The organism is Ensifer sp. ENS02, assembly GCF_014851885.1.
Lineage (GTDB): Bacteria > Pseudomonadota > Alphaproteobacteria > Rhizobiales > Rhizobiaceae > Ensifer > Ensifer adhaerens.
In genome coordinates, this window is record NZ_JACVAO010000004.1 from 268,663 (window position 1) to 288,766 (window position 20,104).

Annotated in this window: 21 protein-coding genes; 6 read left to right on the forward strand and 15 right to left on the reverse strand. The window is 62.5% G+C overall.

The genetic code is table 11. The annotated features are described in order from the left end of the window. Positions 1–260 precede the first annotated feature (260 nt). Positions 261–452, forward strand: coding sequence for a hypothetical protein (locus IB262_RS10850; RefSeq protein WP_034787749.1), 192 nt, complete (start codon positions 261–263; stop codon positions 450–452). Positions 453–591: 139 nt separating this feature from the next. Beyond that, complete coding sequence (gene hutC, locus IB262_RS10855; protein ID WP_192493578.1) at positions 592–1,371, forward strand: histidine utilization repressor; 780 nt, start codon at positions 592–594, stop codon at positions 1,369–1,371. A gap of 64 nt (positions 1,372–1,435) precedes the next feature. Here the strand turns inward: hutC and IB262_RS10860 are convergent, their stop codons facing one another. Further along, the gene (locus IB262_RS10860; RefSeq protein ID WP_034787751.1) at positions 1,436–2,689 is read right to left on the reverse strand and encodes an adenylate/guanylate cyclase domain-containing protein; all 1,254 of its coding nucleotides are present in this window, start codon (positions 2,687–2,689) and stop codon (positions 1,436–1,438) included. Here IB262_RS10860 and IB262_RS36455 point away from each other — a divergent pair. Beyond that, on the forward strand, positions 2,677–2,802 hold the full coding sequence (locus IB262_RS36455) for a hypothetical protein (RefSeq protein ID WP_256385286.1): 126 nt from the start codon (positions 2,677–2,679) through the stop codon (positions 2,800–2,802). The genes IB262_RS10860 and IB262_RS36455 overlap by 13 nt on opposite strands. Positions 2,803–2,832: 30 nt before the next feature. Here the strand turns inward: IB262_RS36455 and IB262_RS10865 are convergent, their stop codons facing one another. From IB262_RS10865 to IB262_RS10890, 6 genes are all read right to left on the reverse strand, one after another. Beyond that, complete coding sequence (locus IB262_RS10865; RefSeq protein ID WP_034787754.1) at positions 2,833–4,302, reverse strand: HAMP domain-containing sensor histidine kinase; 1,470 nt, start codon at positions 4,300–4,302, stop codon at positions 2,833–2,835. Next, positions 4,299–4,973 (reverse strand): response regulator transcription factor, encoded by a 675-nt coding sequence (locus IB262_RS10870; RefSeq protein ID WP_034787757.1) that lies wholly within the window; start codon positions 4,971–4,973, stop codon positions 4,299–4,301. The genes IB262_RS10865 and IB262_RS10870 overlap by 4 nt, the downstream gene beginning before the upstream one ends. Positions 4,974–5,039: 66 nt before the next feature. After that, positions 5,040–5,420 (reverse strand): hypothetical protein, encoded by a 381-nt coding sequence (locus IB262_RS10875; RefSeq protein WP_034787758.1) that lies wholly within the window; start codon positions 5,418–5,420, stop codon positions 5,040–5,042. A gap of 244 nt (positions 5,421–5,664) precedes the next feature. Next, complete coding sequence (locus IB262_RS10880; protein WP_051659110.1) at positions 5,665–5,973, reverse strand: hypothetical protein; 309 nt, start codon at positions 5,971–5,973, stop codon at positions 5,665–5,667. 355 nt (positions 5,974–6,328) lie between these two features. Further along, entirely contained in the window at positions 6,329–7,081 is a 753-nt protein-coding gene (locus tag IB262_RS10885; RefSeq protein ID WP_234798792.1) for an EAL domain-containing protein, read from the reverse strand. A 90-nt stretch (positions 7,082–7,171) separates the two neighbouring features. Next, entirely contained in the window at positions 7,172–7,924 is a 753-nt protein-coding gene (locus tag IB262_RS10890; RefSeq protein WP_034787762.1) for a hypothetical protein, read from the reverse strand. Positions 7,925–8,202: 278 nt separating this feature from the next. On the opposite strand from IB262_RS10890, the gene IB262_RS10895 reads away from it, so the two are divergent. Then, complete coding sequence (locus IB262_RS10895; protein ID WP_034787765.1) at positions 8,203–9,588, forward strand: sensor histidine kinase; 1,386 nt, start codon at positions 8,203–8,205, stop codon at positions 9,586–9,588. A 5-nt stretch (positions 9,589–9,593) separates the two neighbouring features. Beyond that, positions 9,594–10,235, forward strand: coding sequence for a response regulator transcription factor (locus IB262_RS10900; protein WP_034787767.1), 642 nt, complete (start codon positions 9,594–9,596; stop codon positions 10,233–10,235). Between the two features lie 53 nt (positions 10,236–10,288). On the opposite strand, the gene IB262_RS10905 is transcribed toward IB262_RS10900, so the two are convergent. Continuing rightward, positions 10,289–10,741, reverse strand: a complete 453-nt coding sequence (locus tag IB262_RS10905) for a hypothetical protein (protein ID WP_162727333.1) — start codon at positions 10,739–10,741, stop codon at positions 10,289–10,291. Between the two features lie 477 nt (positions 10,742–11,218). On the opposite strand from IB262_RS10905, the gene IB262_RS10910 reads away from it, so the two are divergent. Continuing rightward, positions 11,219–12,325: a hypothetical protein gene (locus IB262_RS10910; RefSeq protein ID WP_348646899.1), complete on the forward strand. Its 1,107-nt coding sequence runs from the start codon at positions 11,219–11,221 to the stop codon at positions 12,323–12,325. Between the two features lie 40 nt (positions 12,326–12,365). Here IB262_RS10910 and ugpC read toward each other — a convergent pair whose 3' ends face one another. From ugpC to pepT, 7 genes are all read right to left on the reverse strand, one after another. Beyond that, positions 12,366–13,448, reverse strand: coding sequence for a sn-glycerol-3-phosphate ABC transporter ATP-binding protein UgpC (gene ugpC, locus IB262_RS10915; RefSeq protein ID WP_090426108.1), 1,083 nt, complete (start codon positions 13,446–13,448; stop codon positions 12,366–12,368). Positions 13,449–13,451: 3 nt separating this feature from the next. After that, positions 13,452–14,498, reverse strand: a complete 1,047-nt coding sequence (locus tag IB262_RS10920) for an NAD(P)-dependent alcohol dehydrogenase (protein WP_034787774.1) — start codon at positions 14,496–14,498, stop codon at positions 13,452–13,454. Between the two features lie 32 nt (positions 14,499–14,530). Beyond that, the gene (locus IB262_RS10925; protein ID WP_034787776.1) at positions 14,531–15,352 is read right to left on the reverse strand and encodes a carbohydrate ABC transporter permease; all 822 of its coding nucleotides are present in this window, start codon (positions 15,350–15,352) and stop codon (positions 14,531–14,533) included. After that, positions 15,352–16,212, reverse strand: a complete 861-nt coding sequence (locus tag IB262_RS10930; RefSeq protein ID WP_034787778.1) for a sugar ABC transporter permease — start codon at positions 16,210–16,212, stop codon at positions 15,352–15,354. The genes IB262_RS10925 and IB262_RS10930 overlap by 1 nt, the downstream gene beginning before the upstream one ends. Positions 16,213–16,302: 90 nt before the next feature. Next, entirely contained in the window at positions 16,303–17,580 is a 1,278-nt protein-coding gene (locus IB262_RS10935; protein WP_082936573.1) for a sugar ABC transporter substrate-binding protein, read from the reverse strand. Positions 17,581–17,807: 227 nt separating this feature from the next. Then, on the reverse strand, positions 17,808–18,740 hold the full coding sequence (locus tag IB262_RS10940; protein WP_051659111.1) for an AraC family transcriptional regulator: 933 nt from the start codon (positions 18,738–18,740) through the stop codon (positions 17,808–17,810). 96 nt (positions 18,741–18,836) lie between these two features. Then, positions 18,837–20,069 carry a peptidase T gene (pepT, locus tag IB262_RS10945; protein ID WP_060604411.1) on the reverse strand — a complete coding sequence of 411 codons (1,233 nt, stop codon included), beginning with the start codon at positions 20,067–20,069 and terminating at the stop codon, positions 18,837–18,839. Positions 20,070–20,104: the final 35 nt, after the last annotated feature.

The window sequence follows — 20,104 nt, forward strand, 5'->3', positions numbered from 1 at the left end:
AATCGTCATATCCGGACAATATGCGCAGATGCACTATGCTCCGATTCGGCGCGGTTTTACAAATGCATAGCGTTTTGACGGAGGTGCTGCCCTTGCGGTGGAAAGCGAGCTTGTGAAGCGGCCGAGTTGTCCGCGGACAACTTCCCTTCGGGCACGTTCGCGCATCTCCAATTAGAGCATAGATTTAATAGACTATTGACAGCGGATCTGATTGTGTCAGGATTGTGTTCAGTTGGCGATTGGATGCATGGAGCTTCCTGATGTTCTATCTCGGTGGAATGACCCTTGGCTATCTTGAGCCGCCCCCGCCTGTGCCGAAGGCGATGAAGACAAAGCGGCAGGCGGAAGTGGATGTCGCCTCGACGACGCTCGACAAGGCGACGTGCGAAGAGTCCGATCGTAATCAGGAATGGGCGCGCGCGTTCCTGACGCCGTGGCACCTCCTTTACTGAGGAGTGAGGCGTGGCGCCGAACTGCGCCGCCCAAGCGTTGACAGCTGTCAACGTGAAAGCCGTTTCAGCCGCCGTGGAAAAGCGCAAATCGGCGAGGGAAGGGCTGTTTCGCGGCTGCGAATTGATTAAGTTCGCTGTCATGGACACCAAGCAAGATCGATCCGTTTCAAGTGACCCGCCTGGCGATGCGGCCGACAGTCAGGGGCAGGTGCTATCGCTGCACCAGCGCATCCTCGGTGACGTCGAAGGGCGCATTCTTTCCGGGGAGTGGCCACCCGGACACCGCATCCCGTTCGAGCACGAACTGACCGAGCAATATGACTGCTCGCGCATGACGGTGAACAAGGCCCTGACCGAACTCGTCAAGCGCGGGCTGATCAAGCGGCGGCGCAAGTCGGGAAGCTACGTTACCTTTCCGCAGGTCCAGTCCGCCGTCATGGAGATCCACGACGTTAAACTCGAAGTCCAGTCGCTGGGGCTCGATTACAGCTTCCGCGTGGATGAGCGAAAAGTGCGCAAGGTCGAAAGCCGGGATCGTGAACGCCTGGATCTCCCGAGCTCGGGCAAGCTGCTGGACGTAACGTGCCGGCATTTTGCCGGCTCGCGTCCCTTTTGCTTCGAGGAGAGGTTGATCAGCCTTTCTGCGGTTCCGGAGGCCGAAGAGGAAACATTCGAGACCGCGGCGCCCGGTTCGTGGCTGCTCGGCAAGGTACCGTGGAGCACGGCCGAACACCGCATTCGTGCCGTGGCGGCCAGCAAGTCGGCAGCGCAGGCGCTCGGTATCGCCACCGGCACAGCCTGCCTCGTCATCGAGCGGCGGACCTGGAGCGGACGGGCGCCGGTCACGCATGTGCGGCTCACCTATCCCGGCGACCGCCACGAACTCGTTGCGCAGTTCGCGCCCAGCCCCATCGGCTAGTCGAAGGATCGGTTGTCCGCGGACAACCGATGAAGCAGGCCCTCGATCGGCGGTTCCGCGCCGATTATCCTGCGGCGAGGCGCAGCTTCGGTGCCGGTTCGTTGCCGGAAAAAGCGAAGACCTCGATGGGTTCACCGATGCCCCTGACCGGGTAGGCGCCGAGATGCTCCATGCTCGAGGCGCAGCCGGCCAGCTCGACGAAGGCGCGCGACAACAGCACCGGGCGTTTGGTTTCCTTGGTCAGGCTCTCAAGCCTTGAGGCGATGTTGACGGCGGGGCCGATGACGGTGAAGTCGAGCCGGCGGCGCGAGCCGATATTGCCATACATCACGTCGCCGACATGCACGCCGATGCCGTAGCCGAGCGGCTCGCGACCTTTCGAGAGGTTGTCCTGGTTCAGGACGGCGATGGCTGCCTCCGCCTCCCGGATCGCCTGGAGCAGATTCTCCGCGGCGTCGGGGTTGCTTAGCGGAAAGATCGCCAGCAGCCCGTCACCCATGAATTTGAGGATCTCGCCTCCATGGCGCTCGATCGGTTCCGACATGGCGTCGAAATAGGCGTTCAGCAGTTCGATCACGTCGTCGCGCGGCCAGAGATCGGAAAGCTTTGTGAAATTGCGCAGGTCGCAGATCAGGATGGCGGCACCGACGGTGACGCCGCTGCCCCGTGTGGTGGCGCCGGCAAGGATCTGTTCGCTCGCGTGCGGGCCGACATAGGTTTCGAGCAGCGTTCGGACGAAACGGTTCTTCAGCCTGATTTCACTGACCAGCGCCAGCGCCGGCACGATCTTCGCGAGAAAGGCCAGATGTTCGTCTTCGAAGCCGCCCTTCCGGTCGCTGGCAAAGGTGACGATGTGGCGTTTGCCGAGCGTGTGCTCAAGCGGCCAGGCGATGTATTCGGTCAGGCCCTCGGCCCTGAGGTCAACATAGAGCGAGCTCTGTTCCTGCTCTTCCGTCAAGTCCTCGAGGTTGGTTCGAACCTCGGTGCCACCGTTATTGATCACGTAGAGCGGGCTGTTGAGGTAGAGAGCGGTGTTCTGGGTGCCATAGTCGTAGAGATCGATTTCGCCCTCGGCCAGCCCCTTGCGCCACAGGATGCGAGCGCCGAGCCATTGCGGATGGTTGATGCGGAAGTGCAACGTGGCGCGCGCAACCGGAATACCGGCGGCCTGCAGCCGTTCGCCCAACTCGACAAGGATATTGTCGATGAAGCGCTCGTTGCGCGTTTCGATGATCAGCCAGTCGAGCACGCCTTGGCGTCGAGCCGGAAAGCTGCCATCCTCGGGTGAAGGCGAGGGGGCCTCAGATGGGGTCTGCATTGCTGTTCTCCATGGCGCTCAAGCGGGTGAAGCCGCTTAAGCCGAACGATGTATCGCAGCAAATGTGGAGCATCGGCACCGCCTTGATAAGGGGCAACCTGAAAAGCTTTTGAGAAATCTGGGGCGGCATGCCGCCGCTTCTGTCAGACGATCGGGCGTGCCGGCGCGGCCGCAGGTCGGCTTCCGTCGATCAGCGGCAAGTGCAGGCGCACCCGCGTGCCACGCCATGGACCGGTGAGAATGTCGATACGGCCGTCGTGGAGCCGGGCGATCTCGCGCGCGAGATTGAGCCCCAGCCCGGCGCCGGTGGAGCGCGGACGCAAGCGATAGAAAGGTTCGAAGACGCGATCGCGCTCCTCTACCGGAATGCCGGGGCCTTCGTCGTGGATTTCGAGCCCGCCGGCGGCATCGACCAGAACGGTGATCGTGCCGGCACCGCCGCCATGTTCGATGGCGTTGCGCAGAAGGTTGGCGACAGCCTGCTCGATCTGCCGCGGCCGCGCGCTGACCAGGGCGCCCGGCGCTTCGGCTTCGAATGCCAGCTCGTAGCCGGCTTCGAACGCAAGCGGTGCGAAGTCCGCTGCCATGACCCTCCCGAGAGAAACGAGGTCGACCACCTCGAGCGGACCGCCGGCATGTTCGAGGACTTGCCGGTCGAGAAGCTGCTGGGCGAGATGCGACAGGCGCTCGATATCGAGCCTCAGGCGGGTGGTTTCGGGGTCTTCCTGCAGAAGCTCGGCGCGGGTCCGCAGGATCGCGATCGGGGTGCGCAATTCATGGGCCGCATCGGTCAGGAAGCGGTTGCGCTGGTCGTATCCCTCTCCCAGTCGCGCCAGGGCCCGGTTGAAGGCCCGCACCAAAGGGGCGATTTCGGTCGGCACTTCCTCGGTTTCGAGCTGCACCGCGCGGTTGTCGATGTCGATGCGCCCCGCCTGGTCGGCGGTCGAGACGAGGCTCGCGAGCGAACGGCGCACGACGGCCGGCGTCGTCAGCAGAGTGGAGACGCCCATGACCAAGACGATCGGCAAAAGGAAGCAAAGGACAACAAGCACGAGCGTCGGCATGACCTCCATCCACGCCGTCCTGCCGTCGAGGTCGCGCGCCATATCGACATTGATGCTGATCTGCACGTCCAACGGCTCATTGTCGCGGCGGGAGGAAACTGTCGCCGCGAGGATCTGGACCCGGCCGGCTTCGGTCTCGACATTGTGGAGGACAGCGTCCGGAAGCGTACCGCCTTCTTCGAAAAGCAATTTCGCCCCCTCCACCCGTTGCAGCAGGTCGCCACCGGCTTCTTCATAGGGGGCAGGGACGTTTCCGTAGCGCACGACCTGGCCGGCGGCGTCGCGGACGATGTACCAGAGATTGGGATAGGACTGGCGAAGCTCGCGCAGGTCCTCGGTCTCGTGCACGGCCAGCACGCCGTTCGCGTCGCGCCCGACGGCGCGGTCGAGCACATCCAAGGCGGCTTCGTTGTCGACGAGCAACCGTGGCTGGGCGATGAACACGCCCAGGAAAAGCAGGCCGATGAAGACGAACAACGTGGCCGCCTGCAGGAGGATCAGCCGACGGACGAGGACCCATTGCAGCGAGCGCGGACGAACCTTGATCATGTCGTCGCGCGCAGGAGATAGCCGAGATTGCGGATCGCCCGGATTTCGACGCCGGCGCCGACGTCGTCGAGCTTGCGGCGCAGGCGCGAAAGATGGGAGTCGAGCGCGTTGGATTCGATCTCGTCTTCCATGGCGTAGACCGATTCTTCCAACGTCGCCCTGAGCACGGTTCGGCCGGGCCGCCGCATCAGCGCTTCGAGCGCAAGCCGTTCCCGGCGCAGAAGGTCGAGAGGCTTGTCGTCCACGGCGGCCTCCCGGTGGCGGAAGTCGTAGATGAGCCGCCCGACCTTGGTCTGCTCCGATTTGAGCGTGACCGGACGGCGGGCAAGCGCGCGCAGCCGCGCCATCAGTTCCTCGACGGCAAAAGGCTTGGAAAGATAATCGTCGGCACCGGCATCGAGCCCGCTGACCCGGTCGTTGATCGATCCCAATGCCGTCAGCATCAGGATCGGCGCCTCGACGCCAAGGCTTCTGAGCTTCGGGATAAGATCCAGCCCCTCGCCATCCGGCACCCGGCGGTCAAGCACGACCACGTCATAGGGCCAGAGTTCGGCAACGGCCTCGGCGTCGGCGAGCGTCGAGACATGATCGACGATCACCTGGCGCCGCGCCAGGGCAGCCTTGAGGGCCGAGGCCATCTCCGGCTCGTCTTCCAGCAGCAAGATGCGCATGCCACTTTCCCTTCTGTGCCCGCATCTATGCGGGTCGCTGATCCGTCACGTCGACTGCCCGAGGCGTCACTCGCATTCCAGCTTCGGCTGGCGGAAGTTGGTGATGTACCAGCGGCCGTGCTGCATCCGGGCGTAGAAGCTATAGAAGCACTCCTGTTCCTCGACATAGCCCGGCGTCGAATACTCCTCGTAGCGCATTCCGCGCCGGGTGTCCCTGATTTCGCCGCTGGATGTGCCGGAGACGACATTCGTTGAGATCTTGCGCCATTGATAGGCGCGCTCGTTCCAGCCGAGATCGAGAACATTGGTGGGCGGACCATAGTCGATGATGACGGATTCGACCGGCTGGCCGATATAGGTCTTCATCGTATCGGATGCACAGCCGGCCAGCAGGGCGGCGGTGGCGGCGAACCAGGCGAGGGTGCAAAACCCCTTAATGGAGAGCATGACGGATCCCGGTTTTCCTGCAGCGCCAGTCGTCCACGGGACGCGCGAAGCCAGCAGTTGTCGTTGACGTGCCGCCCGTCCGGAACGACTGCGATCCGGAGCGATGCGACGGCTGACCGGGAGCTAAAGGGCCAAGATTACAGGGGCATTGCAGGGCCGGCGCGAAGCTGGCGAAAGCTGCGCCGACGAAGCCGGTGGCGGGGGCAACGGATGTCGTTACTGCCGAAGAAGCGCTGCATACTTCCTAGGCAGCGCGGTCTGTGTCACGTGTTTGCGCTACCTTGGGATCAGCCGCGTAAACCAGGCCCGGCTTGACGATCCACTCGCCCGTGCGAAGTGCCAGTACATCAAAGCCGCCGCTCACCAGGCGCGGTGCCACGCCGACGAAACGATAGACAAGGCCCTCTCCGTCGCGCACGGATTCCCGTATCGGACAACTGCCCAGAGAGCCGATAACGTCGCCCTCGAACGCGACATCCACCAGCATGAAATATTCCGTCGGCAGACGGCGGCTGGCTCTGGAGGAGAGTTTGAACCCGTTTGTGAATTTCATAGTCTTGCTCGTCTGTGACGCCTTCGGAACCGGACATGCCGGTACTGGCAAGCGTCTGCGCTGTTCTGTTGCTTTCGCGTCCGAAGCCGGGTGGGTTGCCGCCAACGCAAATCCGGCCGATCACAGGAAAGGTGAATGCTGCGGCACCGGGTGTTGCGGCGCGGCACGTCTCAAGCCATCCAAAAGCGGCACCAGCATGGCAGCATGCCTGAGGCAAAACGACCTACAGGCACATTGCCGCCCGCTCCTTCTATCGCGCAGATCGGCATAGGATTTCGCCTGGGAAGATGGGATGGAAAGATCAGGAAAGCATAAGGGGAGGGAGTGCAGTGCGCTTGAATGATTGCGCGCGACGCTAGCAGAGCATCGCGGTTTGAGCTGGACGCAACTCGCCGCCAAATAGTGGGCTGAGGGTCGGTTCGGAGAGCAGGAACCCTTGCACGTGCGTTGCGCCGGCGCCTTGCGCGGCCTCAAATTGTGCATAAGTTTCAACACCTTCGACCACAACGACGGGAGCGACGCAGGACGCCAGACCCACCATGTGCAGAAGGAACCGCTCCGCGTCGGGACGTCCGAGCCGCAGGAAGAAGCCGTCGATCTTCACGATGTCGACGGGCAAGGACAAAAGTGCCTCCGGCGTCGAAAATCCCGTTCCGAAGTCATCGACGGCGACCCGATATCCAAGCTCGCGTACGCTTCGAACGAAACACCCGGCCGTCGGGAGCGCTGAGATCGGTAGGCTTTCGGCGAGTTCGAGCACGAGGCGCGGTGCCAGCCCCCGATGGGTCGACAGCAGATCCAGGAGCAGCGTCCGGTTACGTTCATCGCAGATGCTTTCGACCGAGATGTTGCAGCCGAGGTCGCCGGTTGGATGATGCGCCAACCAGTCGAAGGCGAGCGTGAGCATGTGCCTGTCCAGCGCAGCAATGCGGCCGGCCGCCTCCAGATAGCGTATGAACTCGCTGGCGGTCATGACCTCGCCGTCGGGTCGGATGATCCTTCCCAGACACTCCGAATAGAGCACGGTGCCGACATCGGCGACGGCATTGACGTGTTGAAGTGAAAACCCGACGCGCCCTTCTTTTGCTGCGTGGTCGAAGATTTCCACAACACGGTCAAACATTTAAACTCCATTGGCTTGGACGCGGGTCCGGATGCAGCCACCGGCTCACCAAGTGAGCCGGTGGCCAGTTCCTCGTTATTGGGCGGTCTCCGGCTCCGGTTCGACAACAACCACCGTCTGCGGCGGCAGCGTGCCGCGGATTTCGTCGATCTTGCCAACGGCGGGGCCGACCCCGAGAATCCCCTTGGCTTCGTCGACCATGTCGTCGGTCACCACGCCATCCTTGGTGAAGCCCGCTAGCGCCTCGCGCAGCGCTTCGTCGCTCAGCGCAGGATCGGCTGGGATGGCGTCGACGCCATTTTCCGCCTCGAACTGCGCATAGGCGATTGCGTAAGCGGAAACGGCCGCCATCTTCGGATCGTTTGAATTGAGATAGGCGTGGTAGTTGCGGTTGAGCGAGTTGAACCCTCGCTTAGACTCGGGCGCCACAACGGGATCGACTACCGGATCGACCACCGGGTCCGATGCAACCACGACCGATTTGGCGGGTTTCTCGGCTTTTGCCGATTTGGCTGCCTTGGTCGCCTTGGTCTTGCTGCCGGAGGTCCCGGATTTGTGCTGCGATTTTCCACTGGACTTGCCAGTGCTCGTTTCCTTGCTTCCGCGGGAAGTGTCGGATTTGCTGTGGCCAGAACCGCCACCGTGGCTCCCGCCATTGCCACCACCGTTGCCCCCGCCGTTACCGCCGCCGCCACCATTGCCACCACCGCCGCCATTGCCGCCTTTGGCGTAGGCGGAATCGATCAGGCTCAGGGAACCGGCAGCCATTGGCGCGACTGCCAGCGTCAGCGCCATGATGCTCCGGGCGATCAGCTTCGTCACAGGCATAGATATCTCCTCATTTCCAACTGGTCGTTCTCATTTGCTTACGGATCGAGACACGACGTTCGATGTGAAGACGATATCTGCGCCTCCGAGACGGCGCCATCGGCCCCCGACCATTGCCTTTTCGCCTAGGACCTAGGTCCTATTCCGCAGCATCAAAGGTCCGAACAGTTCGGTCGCGATGGCTGCGCCATTGACCCTGTCATGAGAGTGGTTAGGTTGGCGCGGCCTTGCTACAATCGTCGCGCCGCACGAGCCGGCGGCCCGATCCGAGAGACCTGGTGCGCGTCCAACAGCTTATCACCCGCTGGAATTCTCAATCTCTAGCCACCCAGTTCCTGCTGATCGGAGGAGCGGTCGCCGCTTGTGCGATGGTTCTGGTCGGCGCCTTCGTATCGAACAGGATCGAAGACGCAGTCACCCGGAATTCCGCCGCAACGACGGCGCTTTACGTCGACAGCGTGATCGCGCCGTTGCTGCCCGATATGCAGACGAATGAAGTGCTCGATGAAACGGTTGCCCGTGCGCTGGACGAGACCCTTGGCCAGGGCGCGCTCGGCGAACGCCTCCTCTCGTTCCGCCTTTGGCGTGCGGATGGCACGCTTCTCTATTCGAGTGACCAGGCGGCCGTCGGCACCAAGGTGGAGCCAAGCGAGGAACTTCAGACGGCATTTTCAGGCAAAATGGTCGCCCGCTTCGACCAGGCCGGGGATGGGACGGCGGACAGGGCTACGGCCGAGCCGGCGCTTGCCATCTACAATCCGGTGCTCCAGCCCTGGTCCGGCCAGGTGGTGGCCGTGTCGGAATTTCATGAGGTGGCCAATGATTTCGAACAAAGCCTCAATCAGGCGCGCGCACACACCTGGTTGGCGGTCGCAGCCTTCACGCTTGCCTTCTTCGTCGTGCTGTCGGCGATCGTGCTTCGGGGCAGCAAGACGATCGAGAGCCAGCGGCATGCGCTCGCCCAGCGCGTCGACGAGCTTTCGGCATCGCTGGCGCAGAACGAAACGTTGCGCGGCCGGCTGCAGCGCGCATCGCAGCGCGCCACCGCGTTGAACGAAAGCTATCTGAGGCGCATCGGCGCGGACCTGCATGATGGCCCCGCCCAACTCGTCGCCTATGCTTCGCTAAGACTGGGCAGCGAGACCTTGAAGCGCGACGCGACGCCGGCGGCCACCCGTGCGCGCGAGATCGGCGCGATCAAGGCGAGCCTCGACGAGGCGATGCAGGAGATCCGCACAATCTGCGGCGGCCTGGTCCTGCCGCAGATCGAGACGGCCGGATTGGCAGAGATCCTGCAGCGTTGCGTGAAGGCCCATCAGCAGCGCACAGGGGCGGCGGTCGAGCTCGCCCTGGCCGATCCGCCGGACCGTCTGTCGCAGGCGGCAAAGATCTGCATCTACCGCTTCGTGCAGGAAACCCTCAACAACGGCTACCGGCATGCCGGCGGCGTGAGGCAGCAGGTATCGCAACGAACAGTCGGCGACCGTGTCACCATCGAGGTCGCCGATGGCGGACCCGGATTTGATCCGGACAAAGTTCCGCCCACAAGTCTTGGTCTTGCCGGCCTGCGCGAACGGATCGAAAGTCTCGGCGGAACGTTTGAGCTCATCATCGAGCCGACCGGCACCACCGTTCGCATGACGACCAGCGTCAAGGAGATCTGACAATCATGACGTCAAGGATACGCGTTGCCGTGGTCGACGACCACCCTCTGTTTCGCGAAGGCGTGACCCGGAGCCTGTCGGAGATCGAGGGGTTTGAGATCGTCGCCGAGGGCAGTTCGAAGGACGACGCGACCGGGATCGCGCAAAGCCTCGGACCGGATGTGATGCTCATGGATATCTCCATGCCGGGCGGCGGGCTGGAGGCGATACCGGCGATCCTGGAGGTCGCTCCGTCGCAGAAGATCATCATGCTCACGGTTTCCGAAGACGGAGATGACGTGACCACGGCGCTCGACCGGGGTGCCACCGGCTATGTGCTGAAGGGGGTCGGCGCCTCGGCGCTCGCCGAGGTCATTCGCACTGTCGCTTCGGGCGAGCGTTACGTGGCGCCGACCCTTTCGGCCAAGCTTTTGTCGACGAAGGGCCCGGCCCAGCCTGGAAAATCCGGTCTGGTCGCAACCCTGACGCCCCGCGAGAAAGAGGTTCTGCACCTGGTGGCCGCCGGCATGAGCAACAAGCATGTCGCCATCGAGCTGGACCTGCAGGAAAAGACCGTGAAGCATCACATGACGCAGATCATGACGAAGCTGGGGGTCGCAAACCGCACCGAAGCGGCAATGGTTCTGCGCGACGCGCGCGAGCTTTAGTCTCTAAGACCGACCGATACCGTCGCACCGCCGACGCCGATCGGCGGCGCGTGCTAATGCGCCAGGGTCTCCATGCGCTGCTTGTCGGCTGATGTCGCGCGGCGGTTGATGATCGTCCGTCCGCGGGCATCCTTCATGATGTAGCGCCCCTTCCTGACTTGCTCGGTTATGCCGCCCTTGTGACGGATACCGGTTTCGCCATCGTCGGTGGCGTCTTCATTGGCACGGGAGGCCTTGGAGTTTCCGCCGGAACGGGTTTCGTTGGAATTCCCGTTTCCATTGCCGTTGCCACCGCCATTGCCGCCACCGCCGTTCCCGTTCCCTCCGCCATTACCACCACCATTCCCACCGCCGTTGCCGCCGCCATTATTGCCGTTCTTGGCGAGGGCGACCGTCTCGGTCATCGACAGACCTGCGCGGGTCAGATCGAGCTTGTAGGGAAGGGTCGTCACCAACAGGATCGCGGGCCAGAAGAATGCAGCAAGAAAAATCCGGCGATTGGGCATTTCAGTCCTCTGGCGATGTCGCGGCACAGGGTGGGCACGCTCCGGCGGATACCGGCAAGTTCGACTTTGCTCATGGCCGGCATGGCCAGTCAACGCGCGTCTGCGCCGGTTACGCTTTCCCAGACCTTTCCCCGGCGACGGCCGGACAATCGTCGGATTCCCTTAGGACCAAAGTCGGGTTCCATGCGTCGTCGTTTGGCGGCTGTGGCCTGCGCTCTTGCCGAGCAGCGACCGTGGCGTGACGGGTAGTCAGGCGATGGCGCGATTGAAATTGTCATGCACGCCGTTGCATCGTTTCATTTGGCCATATTCTCGACATCGAGATCGTTGACGTCTCCGGCAGGCTGGGACCACCCGGCGCTCATCGAGCGCCCGCTCCTGCACCTCTTCGGAGGCCCGGGGACGGGCGTTTTGCGCCTTTTGAAAGATCAACACTTGTCACACGACAAATCGACCGGGCACGTCAAGAAACGCATCGTGCTGCATTTTCCGGGCTTCGAGCCGCTGGATGCCGTCAAGCATCAGGCGCGCTACAAGCGATCGGCGGTCAAGACGGCGAGACTTCAGGATTTCGATGTTCAGGTCGGGCAGGTGGAGAGCGAGGGACCCGGCCGCTATTTCGACGTGGATAGCCAGGGCGCCGACTGGCAGACGGCCAGCCGCGTCTACATCTTCGATCACGACGAGATCGTCCGACGCCTGAATGGCCGGGGCACGCTGCATCGAATGGTCGCGGGCTACCTGAGCGCCCTGCGCGTCGTCTGGGAAGGCGGCGCATTCGGCTACTTCCGGCATGCCTGGCGGTTCGGCCTGTTCTTTCTCTTTCCGTTCCTGCTGGTGGCAATTGGCGTCGCGGGGAGCGTGTTGATCGGCACCGCCCCCTACTGGCTTGCGCTTGAATCATCGCTTCTCGTCCTGAGCGCGATCGTCGCCTACCTGGTCTTTTTCAAGCTGTTTCTCCCCTGGTCGGAGCGGTGGCATACCCTGCATCTCTTTTCCGACTGGGAGCTGGCGGTTGCCGTTGCGCGTCTGGAAAAACCATATTTAAAGCAATGGGTTGAAGACAGCCTGGCATCCGTGCGGGCCGCGCTCAACGAACCGGCCGACGAGTACGTCATCAGCTCTCACAGCATGGGCTCCAGCATCGCCACCCAAGTGATCGGCGCCCTGGTGGAGCGGGAGCCAGGCCTCTTTGCCGGAAAACGCATCGTCTTCGTCACGCTCGGCGGCGCGATCCTGCAATGTGCGCTGCTGCGCTCAGCCGAAGTGTTGCGCGCGCGCGTCGGCGCCATCGCCCGGGTGAAGGATATCTTCTGGTTCGACGTCCAGTGCCTGACCGACGCGATCAATTTCTACAGATGCCAGGTGGTGGCGCTTGCCGGACACGGCGATGCGCCCCAGCCGCCCATCGTTTTCATCCGGCTCAAGCATATGCTGTCACCGGAGCGCTATGGCCGGATCAAGCGCGACTTCCTGCGTGTGCACCGCCAATACGTGCTCGATGCCGACGTTCGCGCGCCCTTCGATTTTACGATGATGACGGCCGGGCCGCTCCCGGCCGCCTCATTCGCCAACGCGGCCTGAAGGCAAACAGTCCTGTCGGGGCAGGGCTGTTGCTTGCCGCTCACGTACTCAGCACCGAGAGACCGCTCTCCCGGTCGAACAGGTGCAAGCCGTTTGGCTCGATTGTGAAGGATACGGCTTCCCCCGGCCTGGGGCAGCCGCTGGCCTTGACCAGTGCGCCAATTTCCTTGCCGGCAAACAGAAAGGTCACGAGCGCGTCGTTACCATGAAACTCGACCAGGTCGGCGATGCCCTCGATACGATTGAGCCCGCTTTCCGCCGGCGCCAGGTCGGCGGGACGTATGCCCAGCACTAGCGTCTGGCCATGGCGAAGCGTGAACCTGTCGTCCAAGATCGCGAAGCTGCCGCCCGCACTGCGCAACAGCCAGCCGCCTTCGGTCTTTTCGGCCGTCACGTCGATGAAATTCATGTTGGGTGTGCCGATAAAGCCGGCGACGAAGAGCGTGCGCGGGCGTTCGTATATCTCGGCGGGCGTCCCGACCTGCTCGATCGCGCCACCCTTCATCAGGACGATCCGGTCGGCAAGTGTCATCGCCTCCAACTGGTCGTGGGTCACATAGATCGTCGTGGTCTTTAGCTTCTGGTGCAGCCGGGCGATCTCGACCCGCATGTGATTGCGCAGCTTCGCGTCGAGATTGGAGAGCGGCTCGTCGAAGAGGAAGACCCGCGGCGTCTTGATCATCGCGCGGGCGATAGCGACGCGCTGTTGCTGCCCGCCGGACAGCTCGGTCGGCTTGCGGGCGAGATAGGGCTCGAGGCCGAGCGTTGCCGAAACAGCGCGAATCCGCGTATCGATCTCCGCCTTCGGCACCTTCATGCGCTTCAGTCCGAAAGCGATGTTGTCGTAGATCGTCATGTGTGGGTAGAGCGCATAGTTCTGGAAGACCATGGCGACGCCGCGGTCGCGAGGCGGCAGGTCGTTGACCGCCCGCCCGCCGATCGAGACAATGCCGCCGGATATGTCTTCGAGACCGGCAATCATGCGCAGCAGCGTGGACTTGCCGCAGCCGGATGGACCGAGAAACACGATGAATTCATGATCGGCGACATCGAGGTTGAAATCCTTGATGACATCAACGGCGCCGTATTGCTTGTCGACATTGGAGCAGACGATGTTCGCCATGGCTCAATCCTTCCCACTGTCCATGCGGATCTGTAGTTTGATATCAGTCGGTCGGGCGGATGCGGCCCGCTCGAATGCCCTGATGCTGTCTTCGAAGCGGAAGGTTTCAGTGATCAGCGGCTTCAGATCGACCTTGCCGGACGCGATCAATTGCAGGGCGCGGTCGAAGATGTTGGCGTAACGAAACACCGTTTCGATCCGGACTTCCTTGGAGATTGCGCCCGGAACGTCGAATTGTACCGGTTCGACCGGCAGGCCCACCAGAACCACGGCACCGCCCGGGCGGACCAGATCGAATATCCCGGAAAAGGCCTTGGCGCTGCCGCTCGCCTCGAAGACGAGATCGGCGCCCCAGCCGCCGGTTTCCGCGGCGATGACATCGGCAAAAGGCCGCTCGGCGATGTTGACCGGGATGATGCCTGGATACTGAGCGGCGATCGCCAGCTTCTCCGCGCTGAAATCGGAGATGAAGACACGGCTGCAGCCACTGGCAAGGGCTGCGAGCGCCACCATGATGCCGATCGGCCCGCAGCCGATCACCGCGGCGACATCGCCCGGTGCAATCCGCGCGCGGGCGGCTGCCTGCATGCCGATGGCGAACGGTTCGACCATCGCGCCTTCGGCAAAGGAGATGTTGTCGGGAAGCTTGTAGGTGAAGGCGGCGGGATGGACTGCGAAGGGAGCGAGCACGCCATGAACCGGCGGCGTTGCCCAGAACCGCACCTTGGGATCGACATTGTAGATGCCGAGTTTGGAAGCCCGGGAGGTCAGTTCTGGAACACCCGGCTCCATGCAGACCCGGTCGCCGACGTCGAGCGTTTCGACATTGCTTCCGACCGCGACGACGGTGCCGGCCGCCTCATGACCGAGCACCATCGGTTCGCGCACCACATAGGGGCCGATGGCGCCGTGGGTGTAGTAGTGCACGTCGCTGCCGCAGACGCCGACCGTGTCGATGGCGATCTTGACATCATCGGGACCAAGTTCCAGCGGGAGATCGATCTCCCGGATTGCGAGCTTGCCTTTTTGCTCGAGGACCAACGCTTGCATGAAGGATTTCCTTGTTTTTCCAGTCTTGGGATTCATTGGGTCTTGCGCTTGAAGGCGCTGTTGAGCATGCCACTTAGAACCCCGATGAAGAGCAGCGGCGGGATGGAGAGCAGCACGACGGAGGCGTTGAGGATGCCCCAGGGCACGTCGCGACCGAGTTGCGTCAGCTCCGAGGCGACGATCGGCAACGTCTTGGCGTCGGACGTCGTCAGCATCAGCGCAATCAGGAATTCGTTCCAGACGAGCACGAAGGCAAAGGCGACCGCTCCGATCAGCGACCGAAGGGCAATCGGCAGCGCGATAAGGAAGAAGATCGCATAAGGACCGTAGCCATCGACGCGGGCAGCCTCCTCGACTTCCTTCGGCACTCGCGCAAAGGCCGGGACGCTCAGCCAGATGATGGTCGCGAGCGTCAGCAGCGAATAGGTGACGATCATCGACAGGCGGGTGTCATAGAGGCCGAAATCGAGCCAGATCACCATCAGCGGAATGGCGATCGCGACCGGCGGCAGGAAGCGCAGCGACAGAACGAAGAACTGAATGTCGCGGGACCAGCGGTTGGGATAGCGCGCGATCGCATAGGCGGCGGGCAGGCCGAGAGTGGCACCGATCAGCACCGCAGCGCCCGATATCAGCAGCGAATTGACGAGGCCGGCAAAGACGCTTTCGCGGCCGAGCACATAGGCGAAGTTGTCGAGCGTCGGCTCGAAGAAGAAGAGCGGGGTCGGTGTCACGATGTCGACCCGGTTCTTGAAGGCATTGAGCGCGGTCCAGAACATTGGAAACACGGCAGAGAAGGCGGCGGCGGCAAGGATGAGCCGGCCAATGAAGCGGCCAAGGGCGTGGGCGGTCATCACTGAACCCTCTTCCAGATGAAGGTGAAGGCGATCGAGGTGGCGATCATCATCAGAACCGCCATGCTGGAGGCGTAGGAAATCCGGCCGGACTCGATGAAGCCTTGCGAGAAGGCGTACATGTCGAGCGTTTCGGTCGCGATGCCGGGGCCGCCGCGGGTCATGACGTAGATCAGGTCGAAGGCGCGCAGCGACTCGATCATCTTGACGAAGGCAAGCGAGATCAGCGGCGCCTTCAGCATCGGCAGCGCGATGAAGGCATAGATCTCCCATGTGCGGGCATGGTCGAGCTTTGCTGCCTCGAAGGGTTGCGGTGGCAGCGTTTCCAGGAGCTTCAGCACGATGACGGCGAAGAACAGGCCCCATTGCCAGACATCGACCAATGCGACTGTCGCAAGTGCAGTCGCCGGATTGGACAGGAGATCGAGTGGCTGACCGATGATTGCCTTGTAGGGATAGGTGGCGATGCCATAGAGCGGATGGAAGGCGAACTTCCAGACGAAGGCGGCCGAAACGCGTGGCAGGATCACCGGTACCAGAAACAGGAGCGCCAGCAGGTTGCGCGTTCGCGGCGAGACGCATTCGAACAGCAGAATGCCAAGGCCGACGGCGATGGCGAGCGTCATGCCGACGGTCACGGCTTCCCAGGTCAGGGAGACGCCGATCGCATTGATGAAGCGGCGGTCCGAGAAAAGGTCGATATAATTGGCGAAACCGACGAAGCTGCCGTCCGGACGGCTGAGTTCCCGGTTTTGGAACGATATGTAGATCGCATAGGCCGTCGGCACGAGGGCGAGAACGGCAAGGATGCCCATGGCCGGGGTGAGGAACACCGCCGGCAGGCTGTTTTTCTGCTTCATGTGATCAGTCCTACGGCTGGGCTTTGAACGCCCCCGATGGTGCGGGCCACCGGCGGCTTTGCCGGCCGATGGCCCTTGGGAGGAACCGGCTTACTGGCTGCGGGCAACCAGGTCTTGGGCGAAGCCGTCGAGTTCGTCGAGGCCTTCCTTGATGTCGGTGCGCGTTCCGGTGATCAGCTCCTCGAGGATGATGCCCCAGCGGTCGCCAAGATCAGGCCATTGCGGGTTCTGCCAGAAGTTGACGGCGGTGACCTTGCCGGTATCAGCAAGCGCCTGGCCGAGATCGGGGCCGTAGAGCTCGGCGAATTTCGGGCTGGTCATGATGCTGGTGCGATTGAGTTCGCTGAACTGTCCGGCTTCGAGCCGCCGGGCCTCGTTTTCCTTCGAGGTCGCCCAAGCTACGAACAGACCGGCGCAGGCCTTGGAGGCCTCATCCTTGTTGGCCTTCATGCCGATTGCCAGACCATGGCCGTAGCCGCCGCCCGTCAACGGTGCCGGAGGCGGCAGGTAGCCGACCTTGCCGGCCACCTTCGAGGACTTCGGATCGATCGCCATGCCGACGAGCGGGGTGGATTCGATCAGCATCGCCACCTGGCCGGAGGTAAAAGCACCAACCGCCTCGTCCCAGCCGCCGGTCTGGCTGCCCGGTGCCGAGTACTTGAAGAGTTCGAGATAGGTCTCGGTCGCCTTGACCGCCTGTTCGCCGTCAAAGACCGGCGTCTTGCCGTCGAACCAGTTGCCGCCGAAGCCCTTGAAGAATGGCATCCAGCGCCAGACATTGGCGCCCGAGCCGCGCTGGCCGCGAAGGGCTGTGCCGTAGATACCCTGGTCGGGCTGATTGAGCTTCTTCACTGCGGCAACATATTCGTCGAGCGTCTTCGGCGGCGTAATGCCGGCCGCCTCAAGCAGGTCCTTGCGGTAGACCATGAGGTCCCCGCCGCCAGTGACCGGCGCAAACCAGACCTTGCCGTCATAGGTCGCGACCTTCTGGCGGCCCGGATCGAAATCGGCGTAGTCGTAGTCGGCAGGATAATAGTCCATCAGCGGCGCGACCCAGCCGGCCGACGCAAATAGCGCCACATTTGCCTCGTCGATGTAATAGACGTTGTACTTGCCGATGGTCGAGGCGTCCGCCTTGGTCTTGGCGCGGCGGTCGTTTTCGTTGAGATAGTCGATCTCAAAGGATGCGCCGCCCGAGAGCTTCTCGAATTGGGACTTGTAGTCTTCGAGCAGCGTCAGGCCGTCGCGCGGCTGGGCGAGCACCTTGATCGTGCCGGAGCATTCGGCAGCGACCGCAACAGTCGTCAGGCCGGTGGAAAGAAGGCATGCGAAGGCGATGCTCGAAACGAGCGTTTTGGCTTTTTTCATTGTGAAAAGACCTCCCCAGGTCTGCGATGCGCGCCGGATACTCCTCAGATCCAGTGCGTTTTCCTCATAGCGAACCGTTTCGCTGGGTTCGATGATAGGCCTTACGCTCTGCCGAACTAGCGTGCGCGATGCGGCAATTCTGTACTTTCTTGCAGAAAATTGCCAGATGCCAGCCGTTTGCAGCGCAGCAAACGCAAGGATTCATTGCCTGGGTGGGTGAAACGCGCCTAAGAACGGGAAGTACGACGCTGGCCCGTCAGCCGCCTGTAGGCCGAAGGCGTCATCTTGTGCTGGCGCAGGAAGGTGCGATTGAAATTGGAGATGTTGAGGTAGCCGACCTCGAAGCAGATGTCGGTGATCGGCACGTCGGTTTCGGCAAGCAGCTTGCACGCCTGCCAGATGCGCAGCTTGTTGACGTGGTCGGTAAAGGTGTTGCCGGTATTCTTCTTGAAGAAACGGGAAAAGGCCGTTTCGCTCATGCCGGCCTGCCGGGCAAGATCGGCAAGATGAATGTCGGTGGCGATGTTCTCGTAGATGAAGGCCAGAGCGCCGCGCAGCACGTCAAGCGATTGTTGGTCGAGTTCTGGCGCGAATTCCGGCGAGGAGAGCAACTCGTATTCTTCGGTGTTGACCAGCAGATCGAGCAGCTGGATGAACAGCGAGAAGCGCGAGAGCCCTTTCAGGCTGCCCATACGTTCGATCAGATCGGCGCCCTTGGCGCGGGCTTCGCCATGAAACACCAGGCCGCGCTCGGCGCGGGCGAAGAAGGCCTCGAGCTCGGCAAATTCCGGTAGGGCGTCGGTGATCTCGCGCATGCGATCCGGGTGGAACTGCATGACGATGTCACGGCCTTCGATAATCTCATCGGGTTCGGTAACCGTTACCCAGTCATGCGGCAGGTTGCTGCCGATGACGGTGAGATAACCCGGACCGAACTGGCCGATATGATCACCGACGAAGGCAAGGCCCGAGGCCTTGCGGATGAGATGGATTTCGATCTCCGGATGGAAGTTCCAGACGTTCCGTTCCCAGGGATAGTTGTCGAGACGCCATAGGAACGTCTCGTTGACGCCGGTGACGATGTGCTCGAAGGTCGGCGGGTTGGTTGCGAGCGAAGCGGGCTTTGCCGGCGCGCGTTTTGAGCCTCGCGCCGTACTCATCGCCTGACCCTCCTTCGCGCCGTGTCGATCGGTCGTCTCCTTTGGAGAAGGAGCGGCTGCCTATTGCACCCAAGCCGCCCCGTTTTCCGGACTATGTCAGGCGCGTTCGGCCCAGATCTTGGCGAGCTCGACCAGCGTCTTTACGCTGCGCTCCATGTCCTGGCGGCTGACCCATTCGAGCGGCGAATGGAAGGCGTGGCCGCCGGCGAAGAGGTTGGCCGAAGGCAGACCCATGAAGGAGAGCCGCGAACCGTCGGTGCCGCCGCGGATGCTGCCGCGCACCGGCTGCATGCCGGCCCGGCGGATCGCCTCGATGGCGTTTTCGACGATCTCCGGATGGCGGTCGAGGATGGCCTTCATGTTGCGGTACTGCTGCTTGACCTCGAAACTGTAGGTGGAGCCCGGATAGGCCTTCATCACGTCCTTGACGATGCCTTCGAGCATGGCTTCCTTCGAGGCAAGGCCCGCCTCGTCGAAGTCGCGCACGATGAGGCCGAGCTGCGCCCTGTCCATCGAGCCGGTCACGCCGGTCGGATGCACGAAGCCGTCGCGGCCCTCGGTGCCCTCGGGCGAAACCTCCCGCGGCAGCCGGCTAATGATGTTGCCGGCGATCTTGATGGCGTTCTCCATCTTGTCCTTGGCAAAGCCCGGGTGGATGGCGACGCCCTGAATGACGATCTCGACGCCATCGGCGGAAAAGGTCTCGTCCTCGATATGGCCGGCGGTTTCGCCATCGACCGTATAGCAGAATTGGGCCCCAAGCTTCTTCAAGTCGACCTTGTCGACGCCGCGGCCGATCTCTTCGTCGGTGGTGAAGAGCAGCTTGATCGTGCCGTGCTTGATTTCGGGATTGTCGACGAGAACTTGAGCGGCCGCGACGATCTCGGCAAGCCCGGCCTTGTCGTCGGCGCCGAGCAGCGTCGTGCCGTCGGTCGTGACGATGTCATTGCCGATCTGGTCGTTGAGAACCGGGTGGTCGGCGACGCGGATTACCTGCTGCGGATCTCCCGTGAGCCTGATATCGCCGCCCTGGTAGTTGCTGACGATCTGCGGCTTGACGTTCGTGCCGGTGAAATCCGGCGCCGTGTCCATGTGCGAGCACCAGCAGATGACCGGCACCGGCTTGTCCACGTTCGAAGGAATGGTGGCATAGACGTAGCCGTTTTCATCGAGATGGGCGTCGGCAAGGCCGATCGTCAGCAGTTCCTCGACGAGCACGCGACCGAGGTTCTTCTGCTTTTCCGTCGACGGCTGCGTCTTCGACCTCGCGTCGGACTGGGTGTCGATGACGACATAACGAAGGAAGCGGTCGAGAACGGTATCGGTCATGGCGGGAATCCAATGCTGGTGGGCGTCAGACCGCT